Below are 16,604 nucleotides of genomic sequence, written 5' to 3' on the forward strand. Positions count from 1 at the left end.
CCAAGCTTGAATATGAGTTAGCGGCCAACGGTGGTTGAGCAGCGATTGACGATAGTTTGGTCATCCAGCTTGCCGGCAAAGCGCGGGCCGAAGGTAAATGGGAAAGCTGGAATTAGTTGGCCATTGTTATCCTGCGTAACTGTCAGGTGGTAGTGATAACCTCTTTCACTGTCAGTGTGTCCATTAAATTGATCCAAGTATTCGCTACCTTGCGCTGTCAGGCTTTCATCCCAGTAATAATCCTCGTAGAAAAAACCTGCCGGAGTTTCAAATTCGTTTCCGGATTGAGAGGTGTAGCTACCGCTGGTAGTGGGGCCGGTGTTATTTGTATTGGATACGCCGCGATCAATATCATATTCATCGACTAGCAGACAGCTGCGTTGCCCGGCAACGCCACAGCCGGTGTCTGAACGGGGATCGTCGTAATCCCGTATTGCCCAGCTGCTTTTAGTTAGCACACCTGCGTCTTCCCATGGACCGTAAATTGCGTAGCCATCGGCGGTATAGCCGTAGATAGGGGAGTGTCCATCGGCGGTGTCCCCGGCAATTTCAGCCAGGCAATTACTGTAAAAGTGATGGTGGTAATCGCCGTTAGCTGCATGGCCGCCACAGATATCTACGTCATAGACTTCTGCCATGGGAGCCAGGGTATGCCAAGTGTTATTTACTGACTGTCCGTCACTCCACTGGTAAATTGAGGTTCCATTTACCCAGTAACCCTGTACACCGAGCCCAGTTTCACAGCTGTCAGTGGATGCCTCAGGCTCAGCAGGAATATAGCCTACATGGTCGACGTTTTCGGGGCACACGGGACCTGGGGGCCAGAAGCCATAACCGGCTTCTGAGCCGCAGCTGGAATTACTGCGATAGCCGATGTCCTGGCCGAAGCTAACAACCTCACCAGTTTGTACCAAGGGGTAGCCATTGACGAAGTCTGTAGAGGCTTTTGGACGGCTGATGAGTGCGTCTAGTATTTCCTGGGTTATTTCAATCTGGTAGTCCGGGATACCGGTAGCAGATACGCGGGTATATTCCTTTCCGGCAACGGTTACAGATTCAATACTTTGCACATTAACCAGAACCTGCTGATTACTGTTACTTTCGTAAATATAGGGGGCGCGTTCGTTAGTTGAATTGATAATCCAGGTAGTACCGGAGCTCTCTGTTACCGAGCTTTCCTCGTTACCTGAAATTGTCGAATTATCTGAGGAGCCGGAATTCTCTTCGTTAACGTCCGAAGAAGTGTCCTCGTTATTATTCGATGTATTGCTTGTTTCGTCGGTAGTTGTTTCTGTTGGATTATCTACCGTAGTATCTGTTGGACTTTCCTCTTCAACTGTATTGCTGTTTGAGTCGGTGGAGGAATCTGCAGTGTTATTTCTAGTGTTTTCTGAATTTATCGAGTTGTTGTTTTGCCAGTTTCTTCCATTGCTATTGCGAACAGGTACTTCCCTAACCGAACGTTGATCGTTGTTATGCCCAGAGTTGGGATTAGGTTGAGCCACAACACTGGCTGCAGTTAGCCAGGCTAATGAGCCGGCAAGAAAGTACCCGTTAATTTTCACGAGAAGGTTACCTCAATTTATCTTTATTGGTTACCGCCCCACGGTTGTTGAGCATCGGCTGACAACAGTTTGGTCATCCAATTTTCCGTAAAAGCGCGGTCCAAAAGTGAAGGGAAAGGCGGGGATTAATTGTCCATCGCTATCGACAGTGACGGTAAGATGATAATGGTATCCTCGCTCATCATCCGAATGGCCATTGTACTGATCTAAATAGACTCCACCTTGAGCTGTAAGTTCTTCGTCCCAATAATAATCTTCGTAGAAAAAACCAGCAGCTGTTTCAAATTCATTTCCGGAGGCGGAGGTATATGAATCACTTGTAGTTGGGCCAGTATTAGAAGTAGTTTCCACGCCTTGGGAAATATCATATTCATCGATTAATAAGCAGCTGCGCTCGCCGGCGACACCACAGCCACTTTCGGATGAGGCATCATCGTAATCTCGAACAGCCCAACTACTTTCCGCTAATTCACCCTCACTTTCCCAAGGGCCATAAATTGCATAGCCGTCGGCGGTGTAGCCATAAATTGGAGAGTGGTCGTCACCAATATCGCCGACCATCTCTGCGAGGCATTCACTGTAAAAATGGTGGTGATAATCACCGTTTGCTGCGTGACCACCGCAAATATCAACGTCGTAGACTTCAGCTAGGGGGGCGAGTGTATGCCATGTATTATCAACACTCATCCCGTCACTCCATTGATAAATAGAGGTTCCATTTACCCAGTAGCCCTGTACCCCTAAACCAGTTTCACAACTGTCAGTTGCAGGTTCAGGTTCAACGGGAAAATAGCCAACATGGGAAACATTTTCAGGGCAGACAGGCCCCGGTGGCCAAAAGCCATAACCAGCTTCTGCACCACAGGACGAATTACTTTTATATCCAATGTCCTGCCCAAAACTGACAATATCGCCAACGCTGACATAGGGGCTGCCGGTTAAAAAGTCAGAGGATGCTTTTGGACGTTCCAGGAGTGCATCGAGAACAGTTTGTGTAATTTCGATAGTGTAATTTGGAATGCCGGTTGCTGATACAACAGTGTATTCTTTACCGTCGACAGTTTCAGATTCAACGCTCTGAACATTTACTAGTACTTGTTCATTGCTGTTACTTTCATAGATATAGGGTGCGCGCTCATCATCAGTATTTAGAATCCAAACCCCGCTATCGGTGCTCGAGTCTGAACTGTCACTATCATCTGATGAATCGTCATCGTCATTATCGTCACCGGAATCTGAGCCGCTGTCGCTAGTATCTTCAGATGACGAATCTGAATCAGATGAAGAGCTGCCGCCTCCACCGCATGCCTGGAGTACGCCTGAAAGCAATACCAGAGATATTACATAAGGCAAAATGGACTTTCGGTCCGTGTCAAAAATTTCCGTTAATTTCATAGCACACCGTGAATTAGATGGGGGTTAGTCCAGAAATTAGCGGATAAAAGTGGAGAAAATGTGGATAATTATTAACCTAATTTGCAAAGGGTTAAATTGGCTCTCTATTTCTGCCTAGTTTGTGCGTAAGTTCAAAAGGATGGCTTTTCTTTCGGTATCAACAGTTAAAAAGTTATTTGCTGAAAAATTACTTATCTCGTTAATGACTTTCTTTGTATTTAATTTAAATAAAATATTATTCTTTCGATATTTTTTTGACTAAAAGGTCTAGTAGTTGGCTGGCTGTATTTAGTGAAGCCAGCTACTGAAAGCAGAGGCCTGGATTCTGAGACTGTATTTGGGAGAGTCGCCAGTCTGGAAGCTTTAACCGGTTCCAGGCTGGCGTGGGGCTTTATCAATGATTTATAGGTGATTATAGGTAAGCTGTTTTCTGCTGGCCTAGCTACATTGGCGGTGGTCCAGGGGGAAAACCTCCGCCGACTTCATCGGAGCAAACATTCACAATTGTCTGGTCATCGAGTTTGCCGTAAAAGCGGGGCCCAAAGGTATAGGGGAATGATGGGGTCAGCTGCCCTTCATCATTCAGTTCTACCGTTAGGTGGTAATGATAACCCCGCTCGCTGTCACTGTGCCCATTGTATTGATCCAGATAAGTGCCCTCCTGGTCGGTCAAATTGGAGTCCCAGTAATAGTCTTCGTAAAAAAAACCGCTGGTGGTTTGAAAAAGGTTGCCTGATAGGGACGTAAATGTATCGCTGGTACTGGGGCCGGATTCAGCAAGTGAACTTGTGCCTTGTGACAAATCGTATTCATCTGCCAATAAGCAACTGCGCTCGCCGGCAATCCCGCAGCCGCTAGTAGAGTCGGCATCGTCATAGTCTCTAGTGACCCAACTACTTATTGCAAGAACACCATCGGCCTCCCAAGGGCCATAAATGGGATAGCCATCGGCGGTGAACCCGTAGACGGGAGAGTGGCTATCTCCAGTATCTCCAACCAAGTCTGCCAGGCAATCGCTGTAGAAGTGGTGGTGATAGTCTCCCCGGGCAGCGTGTCCACCACAAATATCAACATCGTACATCTCAGCGACAGGTGCCAAAGTGTGCCAGGTGCCATTCACAGACTGTCCATCGCTCCACTGGTAGATAGAGGTTCCGTTGACCCAATAACCCTGAGGTCCGAGTCCACTCTCACAGTCTTCTTCCGAGACCTCTGGCTCAGTTGGAAAATAGCTGTTGTGGGAAACATTTTCTGGGCAGACCGGGCCCGGCGGCCAAAATCCAAATCCCGCTTCGGCGTAGCAGGTATTGGGATTACTGCTAAAGCCGATATCCTGGCCAAAACTCACGATATCGCCAATTTGTACTGTAGGGCTGCCGTAGACAAAGTCGGTGTTCGCCTTGGGGCGATTGATTAGTTCGTTGTAGATAGCAGTGGTGATTTCAATTTCATAATCCGGGATGCCGGACGCGGTAACTTGAGTGTATTCCTTGCCGTCGACAGTGACCGTTTCGATGCTTTGCACATTGACCAGGACCTGCTCATTACTATTGCTCTCATAGATATAAGGCGCCCGTTCATCGTCGGTATTTAGCACCCAGGGGCTGCTGTCATCGGCAGTATCGTCGTCTGAAGGGGGTGGGTCTGAATCGTCATTGTCACAACCTGTTAAAGGTGTGCAGGCCAGAAAAATTGCCAGTGTGTTGATTAACAGGGTGCGGGTTTGAAGGGGGGAAATCTCCTGAAGCCTCATCGAATCACCATCCATGTTTCGCAGTAAGAGAAGAAGGCGGGCTATGTTGCTGTCTGCCGGGGTTTGGAGGAATTTGAAGTTATCGGCAAAAATGGGAAGTAATGTGTACGCTGCCTGTTAAGGCACTGATTTCCTTGTGTTGTGTTTTTAGGGGTGGTGGATGGATATGGGCCGAATCAGGAGTAATTCGGCCCACAGATCGATCAGTTGGTTGACAGCTCGGGGCTGGTTGTTGTCTCTGCTGTGCGCTGGTGCGTATCGCGGCGCAGCCACCACCAGGAAATAAAGCCGAGAATCAGGTTGGATGCTGCTGTAGCGACAAACAGGCCGGTCATGCCCCACAGGCTGTTCCCAATCCAGGCCAGGGGTAGGTAGAGACCCAGTACCCGCAGGAAAGAAATGACGGTTGCTGGCAGCGGTTTCCCGAGTCCATTGAATGCGGCATTGGCAGACATCACAAAGCCGTACCCGGCATAGCTGAGAGGCACCAGGGTCAGGTAGGCAACAGCGACAGCGAGAACCTCGGTGGAATCACTGAACAGACTTACGATAGGTTCTGCAACAAAGTAGAGAAGCACCGCCAGTCCCGCTCCAAATACCAGGCAGAACCTTGCCAGTACGCTCACGGTTTCCCGCAGGCGATCGGTTTTTTCCGCCCCGGCATTCTGTCCCATAAAGGGGCCGACTACAGAGGAAAGTGCGTAAAACACAATGAGTGCCAGGGGTTCGACTCGGAGTGCGACTCCCAGGCCCGCGACGGCATCTTCGCCGTGCACGGCAACGAGTGCAACGACAACACCTCCCGATACGGGAATAATGACATTGGTGAGCACAGCGGGAAGCCCGACAGCTAACACTTTGCGCCAGGATTCGAGTAGGCCGCTCAGCCGCCATTGTGGGGCTGTCATTAGGTGTTCTTTTTTGATGATGAAGTAAAGTGCAGCAATAAAGCTCAGGGCGCGCACGATAATCGTAGCGATAGCTGCTCCCTGGAGCTCAAGTCGGGGAAAGCCGAAAAGCCCAAAAATCAAAATGGGGTCGAGAATCAGGTTCAGTAGGGCTACCGCCACCATAATACGGCCGGTTACCGCGCTGTTACCAATGGCGCGAAGAGCAGCGAGCGCGACGGTCGGGACAATGACAAAGATGGTTCCCAGATACCAGGGGATCATGTAATCGGCAATAAGCGGAAGCATATCGGGGCCGGCGCCCAGCAGCTCAAATAGAGGGCGCATGGTGGCCAGGCCGACTGCAGTAATCACAACAGCAATCAGCAGTGCCAGTACAGATGCGTCAGTTACCAGGCGGCGAACGTTCTTTATATCCCCTGCGCCGTAAACCCGGGCCACAGCCGAAGAAGTACCTGCGCCGAGACCGATAGCAAAGCTGTTTATGGCCATCACTACCGGGAAGGTGAAACTCATCGCCGCCAGGGGGCCATCGCCCAGCTGGGAGACAAAATAGGTATCGGCGATATTAAAGGACATGGCGGCGAGAATTCCCCAGACCATGGGTAGTGCCAGTCTCTGTAAGTGACTGGAAACTGAACCTTCCAGCAGTGATGGGCTGCTTTTTGATAGAGACATGTATAACTCTTGTCAATCCAACGAGGGGGTTGGGAAGTCGGGAATAGTGTTACAGGGCAGGAGTGGTTGCCTGCCGTTCAAGGCCTTGTCGGTAAGGCGGGAATTCCGAATGAGAGGCTCATTCTACGACTGAGTGTCATTCAGAGCGAGACTCATGAGTACAGCGTCCTCGCGCATGCCGTTTTGCGCGGGGTAATAATTTTTGCGTATCCCGTCTTCAGAGAAACCCAGTTTGCGATAGAGGGAGCGCGCAGCGAGATTGGATACCCGCACCTCGAGCAAAATTCGCTCAACTTCGCTGGGTAATTCCGTTTTCACGCTGTTCAATAATGCCTCGGCGAGGCCCTGTCGGCGTTGCGCTGGGGATACGGCAATGTCCAGGATTTCTGCCTGGTCAAACAGGCTACTGATCACGCAACAGGCGATAATGTCATCGCCTTGGATCAGGACCCAGCAGTAGTGGCCGGCGCTGAGACTCTGCTGGTATTGGGCTTCACTCCACGGATGACTGTGGGCACTTTTTGCCAACTGGGCCAGAGATGCACAGTCGTCGGCATTGGCGGAGCGCAACTGTAGCTCAGTGTAATTTAAGTAGGTCATTCTGCGCGGGTTTCAGTCGGGTAACTAGTGCGCAACAGGTTCCACAGGGGGCGTTTTAGTTCGGGGGCTCGCAGTAGTTGCGAGAGGCTGGGCATACTAATTAAGCGGGCCTTCTGCCATTCGACAACCTGGCTTTCCAATGGGATCGGAGTGCAAAAGTCTTGAGCTTCACTGCCCATCAGCCAGATGGATTTAACCGGCATACGGGAATAAGAGGCCTCCAACCAGCTGGAGAATGTATCGCGAGCCTGTGAGGCGTCTTCGGCAGGACCAAAGCGATTTTCTGTTAAAGGCCATTGCAGGCGCTCCTGTTGCCGGGGGAGCTGGTGCCAGTGCAAGGCGCGGAGAATATTGTTGAACAGGGCTTCCAGGGGAAGCGCTGCACCGGGCTCGTGACTGTCCACGGCCAGGAGTTCCTCCCCAATACGCCAGCAGTTCAAAACAAAAGGTTTAACACTTTGCTGGGGGGGGGCAACAGGAGCCGGTGTCACTGCCACCGTCTCTTGTGGGCGTTTTGTCTGGTCGGTGAGAGCGCTTATTTCATCTAGCACACGGGCGTTGCGCTCCGGACTCTGTACCGGTTGGGTGATTATCTGATCTGCTGAGTGGGGTAGCGGGTTTTGAGCTATTCCACTTGCAACCAGAGGCTGCTGAGTCCCAGCAGCCTCTTCGGCGGGAGGCAGTTCGGCCTGGCGAGGATCGGGTGCGAGCGGCAATACGAATCGGGGCACATAGCTTGGAACTCCAAGTACTGATAAATATTCCGCTCGCTGAAGCTCGTTCACTTATACGCCCTGTTTCTTACTCTCACTGCTGGCGAGCAAGTTTAACGCATCCATATAGGCTTGTGCTGAGGCAATCAGGATATCTGTATCTGCGCCAACGCCGTTGACCAGGCGGCCGTCCTTTTCCAGGCGCACTGTAACGGACCCTTGGGAGTCTGTTCCCTGGGTGACCGCATTCACAGAATACAGTTTTAAGTCGGCGCCGCTGTTTACCAGCTGTTCAATAGCTTTGAAGGTGGCATCTACGGGGCCGCCTCCGCTGGCTTCAGTCTGTCGGGGCTCTCCGTCAATGGTGAGGCTGACAAAGGCCTGGGGGGCTGAGCCGATTTTGGTGCGCACATCCAGGTCACTCAGTTGGAATCGCTCTACCGGTGACTCGCCTCCACTCACCAGAGAGTGCAAATCTTCGTCAAAGATCTCATGTTTCTTGTCGGCTAGGTCTTTAAAGCGGGCAAATACCTGCTGGAATTCTTCGGTATCGGCGAAATCTACCCCCAGCTCTTCGTAGCGGGCGCGAACGGCAGCCCGGCCGGAGTGTTTACCGAGAACCAGGCGGTTTTGACCCCAGCCGACATCTTCTGCGCGCATGATTTCGTAGGTCTCGCGGTGCTTCAGAACACCGTCCTGGTGAATACCGGACTCATGGGCAAAGGCGTTGGCGCCGACAATGGCCTTGTTGGGTTGCACTGGGAATCCGGTAATCGACGACACCATTCTCGAAGTGGGCACGATGTGGCTGGTATCCAGCCCTGTTTCTACCGGGTAGAGATCCTGGCGGGTTTGTACTGCCATAACGATTTCTTCCAGGGAGGCATTACCGGCGCGCTCTCCCAAGCCATTGATGGTGCATTCCACTTGGCGCACACCGTTCATCACGGCCGACAGGGAGTTGGCAACGGCGAGGCCCAGGTCGTTGTGACAGTGGGTCGAAAAGATGGCTTTGTCGGAGTTGGGGACGTTCTCGATAACACGGCGGAACATAGCCCCATACTCTTCCGGTTCCCCGTAACCAACGGTGTCGGGAATATTGATAGTGCCGGCCCCTGCCGCGATAACCGCTTCGATGATGCGATACATAAATTCCGGCTCGGAGCGGCTGCCATCCTCGAGGGAGAATTCCACATCGTCGGTAAAGTTGCGCGCTGTTTGAACCGCTTTCACTGCCTGCTGCAACACCGCTTCCGGTTCCATTTGCAACTTGTATTTCATATGGATTGGAGAAGTGGCAATAAATGTGTGGATACGCGAGGCGTTGGCATTCTTCAGGGCTTCGCCAGCGCGCACGATATCGGCATTGACCGCTCGGGCCAGGCTGCAAACCCGTGATTCGGTAACGGCTTCAGCGACGGCCTTGACCGACTCGAAGTCTCCGGGACTGGCAATCGCGAATCCAGCCTCAATGACATCGACACGCATTCTCTCAAGCATGCGGGCGATACGAATTTTTTCCTCTCTCGTCATAGAGGCGCCAGGACTCTGCTCACCATCGCGCAGAGTGGTATCAAAAATGACTAACTTATCTTTTTTAGTGCTCATTTTCGTTTGTTCTCCTTATTTGCTTTGAGGCTAAACAGGGGGCCTTGCCGCTGTCTATGCATCGCTCAAATAAAGTTTGGAATTCTGTTGGGGGTGGGGGGAGAAAAATTATATGCCGCGCAGGGGCAGTCGTAGCGAGAAAGCTAGGGCAAGAAAAGACTGGCGCTGAGTGATAAATGGAGTCTTCATATACAACAGTTTCCGCATTAGGTCGGATTCAGGGCATTATGAAGCGAAATCAACCGGAAGGTCAATATATATCCTAATATTGGCGCATTATTTTCCGCTTTTGTTATATTCTTTTCTTTTTTGGCTGTTTTTTAGTGTTTATATCCTGGTTTTGAAGGGCTGCCCCACTGAAGGTTTCAATGGGGTTCGCTATCAAGGGGTGGTATCGGTCAATTTATGCAGAAACTGCCACAAGTCTCCGTGTAGTTGCTCTACCTCGCTGCGGCTGATACGGCTGTTGTCCAGCTGTGCTGTCACCCACTCTCTGGCTCTTGGTTTAAGGGCAAGGCCTTCCTCTGTCACAGTGATCAGGGTTATCCGTTCATCCTGATTGCTGCGGCGACGCTTGACCAGGCCGTTTTGCTCCATCCGCTTAAGCAGCGGGGTCAAGGTGCCGGAATCCAGCATCAGCCTCTGCCCCAGTGCACTGACGCTCTGCTCTTCTTCCGATGGCGCCTTGGTGTTGGCCCACTCCCACAGAACCATTAAAACCAGATATTGCGGATAGGTGATCCCCAATTCCTTTAGCATCGGCTGGTAGGCGCGGGTCATGGCTCGGGATGCGGCGTAGAGGGCAAAACATAGCTGGCGGTTCAGTGCCAGCTCGCCGGAATCGTCATCACAGACAATCATCAGAGCATACGCTCGATTTCTGTCTCCAGGGATGCCGGTGCATCCTTTGGCGCGTAGCGTTTAACATTTTCGCCATTCTTACCGATCAAGAACTTAGTGAAATTCCACTTAATGCCCTCGGTTCCCAATAGCCCCGGCGCACGTTTCTTGAGCTCCACAAACAGCGGGTGAGCTTCATCGCCATTGACGTCCAGCTTAGCGTAGACGGGGAAGCTGACTCCAAAGTTCAGTTCACAAAACTCCTGAATTTCCTCATCGCTACCGGGTTCCTGCTTGCCAAATTGATTGCAGGGAAAGCCCAGGACGGTAAATCCACGGTCTTTGTATTTTTTATATAAATCCTCCAGGCCAGCGTATTGCTTGGTGAAGCCACACTTACTGGCCGTGTTAACAACTAGCACCACCTTGTCTTTGTAATCGGCCAGAGTGGTCTTTTGCCCATCAGCGGTTTGCACGGGAATTGAGTAGAGATCGGTCATTGAGAGAGCCTCGACGGTTTGTATTTTGCTAAATTTAGTTGTGCACAATCTTTTTTGCAACCGCTTTATTTGGGAGTAGCCCTTTTGCAGGCTTTATTGTGAGAATGATTACCAATTATATTATGCGCCAGATTGATAAAACCCTTTTGCAATAACAGTAAAGGATTCTCCATGCGCCTCACCTTACACTTGGCCCGCCTGCTAGTGGCGCTACTGGCCATTACGGTTCTACCCGTCCAAGCCCAGGCCTCCGGTCTATCAGAGCAGGAATTGCGCCAGCTGATGCAGATGGCAGAGTACATCGGTGTGGATTATCCGGAAGCGGTGGCAGATGGGGAGATCATTAGTGACGATGAGTTTGCAGAGATGCAGGAGTTCGCCTCGGTACTGATCGATCGCGGCGCACAACTGCAAGAGTCGCCCGAAGCGGCGATGATCCGCACCGAGGCGGATGCGCTGCAAGCGGCGATTCTCCGCAAGGCCAGTGTGCAGGAAGTGCAAGCGCATACCGCCAAGTTGCGTCAGGGGCTACTGTCTATCGCCCCCGCGCTATCTTTGCCCACTGCATTGCTGAATGTGGATGAGAGTCGCGCTATCTACCAGGCGCAGTGTGTTACCTGCCATGGTATCGAGGGTAGAGGGGATGGCCCCTTAGCGGTACAGTTGGAGCCGGCGCCTACAAACTTCTACGAGTTGGAGCGCGCTGAAAATCGCTCCCTGCTGGGCCTTTACGATGCTATCAGTAACGGTATCGATGGCACTGCAATGACCGCCTTCAAAAACCTGAATGAGCAGCAGCGCTGGTCCCTGGCATTTTATGTTGGCGGCCTGGCTTTCCAGGGTGAAGCGGGGGAGGGCGAAGGCGTTGAACCGAGCTTGCAGGATATCGTGATGTACAGCCCCAATGTGCTGCACAGTGATCGCCCGGAACTGTCCGGCGCGGCAGTTGCTTCCCTGCGTGCCGACCCCACACCCTTCTTTGCTGGTGAGGGGAGCCTCGGCACCCAGCCGATTGAGATAGCCCGTGCGCAACTGGAAAAGTCCCTGGTGGCCTACCAGGAAGGTAACTACGATCACGCTCGCACCCTGGCTATTAGTGCCTACCTGGACGGTTTTGAGATGGCGGAGAGTTCTCTGGATTCCCTCGACGCCGATCTGCGTAAAGCCACTGAACGGGAGCTGCTCGGGCTGCGCAGTCAGCTGAATGCCGATAGTAACCCCGATCAAGTCAGGGCTCAGGTACAGGTAATTCTTGAGCAACTGGGGCGCGCCGAATCTTTAATGCAGGAGACAACTCTCTCTGCGGGTGCACTATTTATTGCCAGCTTGGTGATTCTTCTGCGCGAAGGTCTCGAGGCGCTGCTGGTTGTGATTGCACTGACAACGATCCTGGTAAAAACCGGTCGCCGCGATGCGTTGAAATTTGTTCACTTCGGTTGGATCAGCGCCGCGGTCGCAGGTGTTGTTACTTGGGTTGCCGCACAGAGTTTGGTTTCCATCAGTGGCGCCAGCCGGGAAGTTATGGAAGGGGTCGCAGCGCTTCTGGCCGCAGTTGTGCTCTTCTATGTGGGTTTCTGGATGCACAGTAAGACCCAGGCGGATCAGTGGCAGCAATATATCCAGAACAGCATCAACCGCAGCCTTAGCGCTGGCGCCCTGTGGGGCATCGCCGGTCTCGCATTTGTTGCTGTGTACCGCGAAATTTTTGAAACCATCCTGTTCTACCAGGCCCTATTGGTGCAAACAGCTTCCAGTCAGTACAGCGCCCTATGGGGTGGCCTCGCTGCCGGTGCGATATTGCTGGTTGTGTTGGGCGTTGCCTTTGTGCGCTTCTCTGCTCGCTTGCCTATAGGCAAGTTCTTCTCCATGACAACCTATTTACTGTTGGCGTTGTCATTTGTTCTTGCGGGCAAGGCAGTCGCGGCACTGCAAGAAGCGGCGTGGATTGCGATTTCTCCGCTGCCGGTAAATCTCAGCTTTGACTGGTTGGGTATCTACCCGACTTGGCAAGGTGTTGGTATTCAGGGGGCAATACTGGTTGTCGCTCTGTGGTTGCTACTGAAAGGCAGCCGCTCAGATTCCAGTTCCGCTAAAGCGGCCTAAATGGCTTTTGGGTACCCGCAACTCTGTGGGTACCCTATTCTGCCTCTCTTTATTCGGCACCCTTCAGGTTATCGGATAGCAGTTCTGGAGAAATTTCTGCAAGCGGTATTGGGCTGCCAACCCGTACTATTGTCTTTAGGTTTCGTTTATAGCTAAACGAACCTTGGATCGATAGAGGGATAAATGGCAATGATGCGCCTTGAAAACTCTCCTTGAGCAGCGTGACAAGCTCCGTAATTTCTTTCCTGCTGTTTTCTTCAATCAGGATGCACAGAAGATCCCTGTTTGCCTCTGCCTCATGAATCGCATTGTGCTTTTTCTTGAGCTCTGAAGCTTCGATTTCATAGTAGTTTTTGGGGAAATAGTCACTTTTGCGTAAAAGTGCGTGAAGCCTAGGGCTGTTAGTAATGGCGTCGCTGGGGATAAAGCGAACCTTGCGTTGCGTTGCCCCGCTAACAATAAATGGGGTTAGCAGGTTAGAGTAGCGGGCAACTAGAAGTGCTGAACCTTCGCTAGGGATTTGCTCAGTCCCCTCGTATTTCGTGCGCCTGGGCAGGATATAGGTAAGCCAAGAAAGGGTGTCAAATAACATTTCCGGCATTCGAAAAAGCAGGAGTACTAAAAGAGCGAAATTTAGTACGGCCAGCAGGGTAAATACCTGGGGAATTGTCATTCCCACAGGCCCGAGTAGCCCAATAATAGAAAAAGATATAATGACTACAAATACGGCATTAAGGACATTATTTACAGAGATAACCTGCGCGCGAATTTGCTCTGCTGTCCTTTCCTGAATAATGGTGTATAGCGGTACGATAAAAATACCGCCGGCAACGCCAATGAAAGTCGTGATAAATAAAATGGTCAGTCCACCATCACTCTGTAGGAATTGGCTAAGGGATGCGTTGGAGAGCATCTGATAGTTTCCCGATAGGATGCCCAACCAAAGTCCCGCCACCGTCATTCCCAGCCCGCCGGCTGCCACCAAGCCCAGTTCAATACGACCGCGAGATAAGCTTTCACACATTAGTGAGCCTGTAGCAACGCCAACAGTTAGGCAGCAGAGTAGTATCGTGATTATTGGTTCACTGGCGCCAAGCACATTTCTGACAAAACTGGGAACCTGGGTTAGGTATGCGGTGCTAAATAACCAGAACCAGGAGTTTGCAATAATTGCGTAAAAAACGGTGGGTGTTTTGATTACTTCCCGCATAATTTTCAGCGTTTGGCTGATAGGGTTCCAATCTATTTTTAAATTGGGGGCGGAGGATGGAGCGGGAGGGATTGCCCTACTTGCGAGATAGCCTAGTACGGCGACAGTGACCATCACCAAGCTTAGATATAAAAGCCCTGGTTTTCCCTGGCCCACATCACCGGCTAGGAGGGTGCCGACAATTGTTCCAACCAGTAATCCGAAAAAGGATGCAACCTGGGCTAAACCATTTCCTCCAAGTAATTCTGATTGCTTTAGATGCTGCGGTAAGATGGCATATCGGACAGGGCTAAAGAAAGCTGTGTGGGTGGCAAAAAGTATTAATACGATAAAACTTAAAACTCGGTCATCAGTGAGTAGTGCAATGGCCCCGAGGATACTGATTAGTATTTCGGCGGCTTTAATAATTCTTATGACTCGACCCTTTTCATACTTGTCAGCCAATTGTCCAGCGGCGAGTGAAAATAGAAAATACGGTATGACATAGAGGCTACTGGCGAGATTAATCAGTGTATTGGCTTCTGCTTTGGCCAAATGAAATGCCAGTATGACTAGCAGGGAGTTTTTAAACAGGCTGTCATTAAAAACACTGCCTAACAGTGAGAGAAACAGTGGCGTAAAGCGGCGACTGGCGAGGAGCTTGAACTGGTTGCTTTGAGACATGGTTAAGCCTTCGTCCCTGTGCCGCCCTTAGCAGCTATGTATTTATATTCCCGCTATCAGAATAGGTGATCGGAATGATTTAAGGAGGGGGCTGGTGTCGTGGGGCAGGAGAAGAATTTATGTGCCTACCAGTGAAGTAGGCACATATCCTTGTCGGTTAAGAAAAAGGGGAGGCTAACGCTTCTCTCCGCGCAGGCCCAGCACCTGGCGGTATAGAGCCTCTGCCTTGGCACCGGCTGCTTCGACAGGCCTGCCGGCAACGACGCTCACCCGCGACCAAAAACGCTTAGGCAATGTAGTGAAGGCATGACCATCTTTGTGGCTGAAAAAGCTACCCCAGAGACCTTGGAGGGCCATAGGAATTACAGGGACGGGGGTTCTCTCCAGAATTTTTTCTATGCCGGCTTTAAATGGCTGTAGTTCTCCGTCTTTAGTTAACTGACCTTCGGGGAATATACAGAGAAGATCTCCATCTTTTAGCCCTTCCTCAATGGCTTGAAAAGCCTGTTCATAGCCTTCAGGGTCTTTCTGCTTGGAGCAAATTGGAATTGCCCGGCCTGTTTTGAAAACGAAGTGCAAAATTGGAATTTCATAAATGGGCTTGTACATAATAAAGCGGATAGGACGGCGGACAGCGCCGGCGAGTAATAGTGCGTCGACATAACTCACATGATTACAAGCGATTAGGGCTGGTCCCTCTGTGGGTATCTGTTCAAGCCCTTGGTGCTTTACCCGGTACATGGTGTGGGAAAGGGCCCAGATCAAAAAGCGCATAGCAAATTCTGGCACTTTGGCGAACACAAAAATGGCGACCGCCGCATTCATAAGTGCAATAACAAGAAAGAACTGCGGTATGGTCGCGTCCAGCATATTGAGGAATAGAATTCCAAGTAGCGCTGAAGCCACCATAAAGAGGGCGTTCAAAATATTGTTTACGGAGATAATTTGTGCACGAATTGCCGGGTCGGATCGATCCTGGATCATGGTGTACAGAGGAACGATGTAAAGACCCCCAAACATCCCCAGTAGTACCAGACAACTGAGAAGAGAGTATGCACCATCGGTACTTAGAAATGCGGTAAAGCTGGCTTCATGGAGTTCTGCAAAGTTTCCCCCGACAATACCCAGGGCGATACCACTTATGGTGAGTCCAGCCGCGCCAACAGGCACCAGGCCAAGTTCAATAAATCCACTGGAGAGGCGCTCGCAGATCAAGGACCCAATGGCAATACCAATGGTAAAACTGCACAGTAGCAATGTAACCACTGATTCACTGCCACCTAGGACATTCTTGGTAAAACTGGGAATTTGTGTCAGATAGGCCGCCCCCATTAACCAAAACCAAGATATACCAATAATGGAGTAGAAAATTGAGGGAGTACTCGCGCTGGCACGGAGTATTTTATGGGTTTGAGTAATGGGGTTAGGGTTTATTTTTAGATTGGGTGTGGGGGCTGGCGCTGCGGGGATTGAGCGGCTAGCTAGATATCCCAGGGTAGCTGCACCCATAATTACCAGGCCTAAGTAGAGAATTCCCTGTTGCCCATGGCCTGTGAGGCCTGCGAGTAGGCTACCGACAATTGTTCCCGTTAAAATGGCCACAAATGTCCCCATTTCCACCAGAGCATTACCCCCTATCAGTTCGGAACGCTTTAAGTGTTGAGGGATGATCGCGTACTTCACCGGGCCAAAAAAGGCGGACTGTATGCCCAAGAGAAAGAGCACAGTTAAACAGAGTGCGTTGCTTCCGCTAAAAAGGGCGAAAACACCTAGTGCACCGATAGCGATCTCTCCTAGCTTAATCCAGCGTATTAATCTCCCCTTGTCGTATTTGTCCGCGATCTGGCCGGCGGAGGCAGAAAATAAGAAAAAGGGAAGAATAAACAAGCCAGCAGCCAGGTTAATTAGTGCGTTTGCTTCACTTTCCACCAGGCGAAAGGCGATCATGACAATTAGGGCGTTTTTATAAACATTGTCATTGAAGGCGCCCAGGAATTGGGTGCTGAAGAACGGCAAAAAGCGGCGGCTAGTGAGAAGATGAAACTGAGACTGGTTAGCCATTGGCAAC

Annotated in this window: 12 protein-coding genes; 1 reads left to right on the plus strand and 11 read right to left on the minus strand. The window is 51.0% G+C overall.

The window, feature by feature from the left end:
- Positions 1–17: 17 nt before the first annotated feature.
- The 9 genes from ACJJIY_RS08275 to ACJJIY_RS08315 form a co-directional block, all read right to left on the minus strand.
- Positions 18–1,565 (minus strand): YHYH protein, encoded by a 1,548-nt coding sequence (locus ACJJIY_RS08275; protein WP_444895230.1) that lies wholly within the window; start codon positions 1,563–1,565, stop codon positions 18–20.
- A 30-nt stretch (positions 1,566–1,595) separates the two neighbouring features.
- Entirely contained in the window at positions 1,596–2,960 is a 1,365-nt protein-coding gene (locus ACJJIY_RS08280; RefSeq protein ID WP_444895229.1) for a YHYH protein, read from the minus strand.
- 442 nt (positions 2,961–3,402) lie between these two features.
- Complete coding sequence (locus ACJJIY_RS08285; protein WP_444895228.1) at positions 3,403–4,713, minus strand: YHYH protein; 1,311 nt, start codon at positions 4,711–4,713, stop codon at positions 3,403–3,405.
- 203 nt (positions 4,714–4,916) lie between these two features.
- The gene (locus tag ACJJIY_RS08290; RefSeq protein ID WP_444895227.1) at positions 4,917–6,299 is read right to left on the minus strand and encodes an MATE family efflux transporter; all 1,383 of its coding nucleotides are present in this window, start codon (positions 6,297–6,299) and stop codon (positions 4,917–4,919) included.
- Between the two features lie 123 nt (positions 6,300–6,422).
- The gene (gene rimI, locus ACJJIY_RS08295; protein ID WP_444895226.1) at positions 6,423–6,899 is read right to left on the minus strand and encodes a ribosomal protein S18-alanine N-acetyltransferase; all 477 of its coding nucleotides are present in this window, start codon (positions 6,897–6,899) and stop codon (positions 6,423–6,425) included.
- Entirely contained in the window at positions 6,896–7,684 is a 789-nt protein-coding gene (locus tag ACJJIY_RS08300; RefSeq protein ID WP_444895225.1) for a uracil-DNA glycosylase family protein, read from the minus strand. The genes rimI and ACJJIY_RS08300 overlap by 4 nt, the downstream gene beginning before the upstream one ends.
- The gene (locus tag ACJJIY_RS08305) at positions 7,685–9,220 is read right to left on the minus strand and encodes a 2-isopropylmalate synthase (RefSeq protein ID WP_413664345.1); all 1,536 of its coding nucleotides are present in this window, start codon (positions 9,218–9,220) and stop codon (positions 7,685–7,687) included.
- Positions 9,221–9,601: 381 nt separating this feature from the next.
- On the minus strand, positions 9,602–10,081 hold the full coding sequence (locus tag ACJJIY_RS08310) for a MarR family winged helix-turn-helix transcriptional regulator (RefSeq protein ID WP_444895224.1): 480 nt from the start codon (positions 10,079–10,081) through the stop codon (positions 9,602–9,604).
- Complete coding sequence (locus tag ACJJIY_RS08315) at positions 10,081–10,560, minus strand: glutathione peroxidase (protein ID WP_282934317.1); 480 nt, start codon at positions 10,558–10,560, stop codon at positions 10,081–10,083. Before ACJJIY_RS08315 ends, ACJJIY_RS08310 begins: the two co-directional genes overlap by 1 nt.
- A gap of 171 nt (positions 10,561–10,731) precedes the next feature.
- Here ACJJIY_RS08315 and ACJJIY_RS08320 point away from each other — a divergent pair, with 171 nt between their 5' ends.
- Positions 10,732–12,663 (plus strand): cytochrome c/FTR1 family iron permease, encoded by a 1,932-nt coding sequence (locus tag ACJJIY_RS08320; RefSeq protein ID WP_444895223.1) that lies wholly within the window; start codon positions 10,732–10,734, stop codon positions 12,661–12,663.
- Positions 12,664–12,712: 49 nt separating this feature from the next.
- Here the strand turns inward: ACJJIY_RS08320 and ACJJIY_RS08325 are convergent, their stop codons facing one another.
- A complete protein-coding gene (locus ACJJIY_RS08325; protein ID WP_444895222.1) occupies positions 12,713–14,536 on the minus strand; it encodes an MFS transporter in 1,824 nt (607 codons plus the stop codon).
- 174 nt (positions 14,537–14,710) lie between these two features.
- Positions 14,711–16,597 carry an MFS transporter gene (locus ACJJIY_RS08330; RefSeq protein WP_444895221.1) on the minus strand — a complete coding sequence of 629 codons (1,887 nt, stop codon included), beginning with the start codon at positions 16,595–16,597 and terminating at the stop codon, positions 14,711–14,713.
- Positions 16,598–16,604 lie beyond the last annotated feature (7 nt).

The organism is Microbulbifer maximicatervae (SeqCode) (assembly GCF_052468155.1).

Excerpts from the sequence above, each read along its gene's own strand:
- ACJJIY_RS08285 (WP_444895228.1), bottom strand. The coding sequence starts at position 4,713 with ATGAGGCTTCAGGAGATTTCCCCCCTTCAAACCCGCACCCTGTTAATC.
- ACJJIY_RS08290 (WP_444895227.1), bottom strand. The coding sequence starts at position 6,299 with ATGTCTCTATCAAAAAGCAGCCCATCACTGCTGGAAGGTTCAGTTTCC.
- ACJJIY_RS08305 (WP_413664345.1), bottom strand. The coding sequence starts at position 9,220 with ATGAGCACTAAAAAAGATAAGTTAGTCATTTTTGATACCACTCTGCGC.
- rimI (WP_444895226.1), bottom strand. The coding sequence starts at position 6,899 with ATGACCTACTTAAATTACACTGAGCTACAGTTGCGCTCCGCCAATGCC.
- ACJJIY_RS08320 (WP_444895223.1), top strand. The coding sequence starts at position 10,732 with ATGCGCCTCACCTTACACTTGGCCCGCCTGCTAGTGGCGCTACTGGCC.
- ACJJIY_RS08315 (WP_282934317.1), bottom strand. The coding sequence starts at position 10,560 with ATGACCGATCTCTACTCAATTCCCGTGCAAACCGCTGATGGGCAAAAG.
- ACJJIY_RS08310 (WP_444895224.1), bottom strand. The coding sequence starts at position 10,081 with ATGATTGTCTGTGATGACGATTCCGGCGAGCTGGCACTGAACCGCCAG.
- ACJJIY_RS08330 (WP_444895221.1), bottom strand. The coding sequence starts at position 16,597 with ATGGCTAACCAGTCTCAGTTTCATCTTCTCACTAGCCGCCGCTTTTTG.
- ACJJIY_RS08280 (WP_444895229.1), bottom strand. The coding sequence starts at position 2,960 with ATGAAATTAACGGAAATTTTTGACACGGACCGAAAGTCCATTTTGCCT.
- ACJJIY_RS08325 (WP_444895222.1), bottom strand. The coding sequence starts at position 14,536 with ATGTCTCAAAGCAACCAGTTCAAGCTCCTCGCCAGTCGCCGCTTTACG.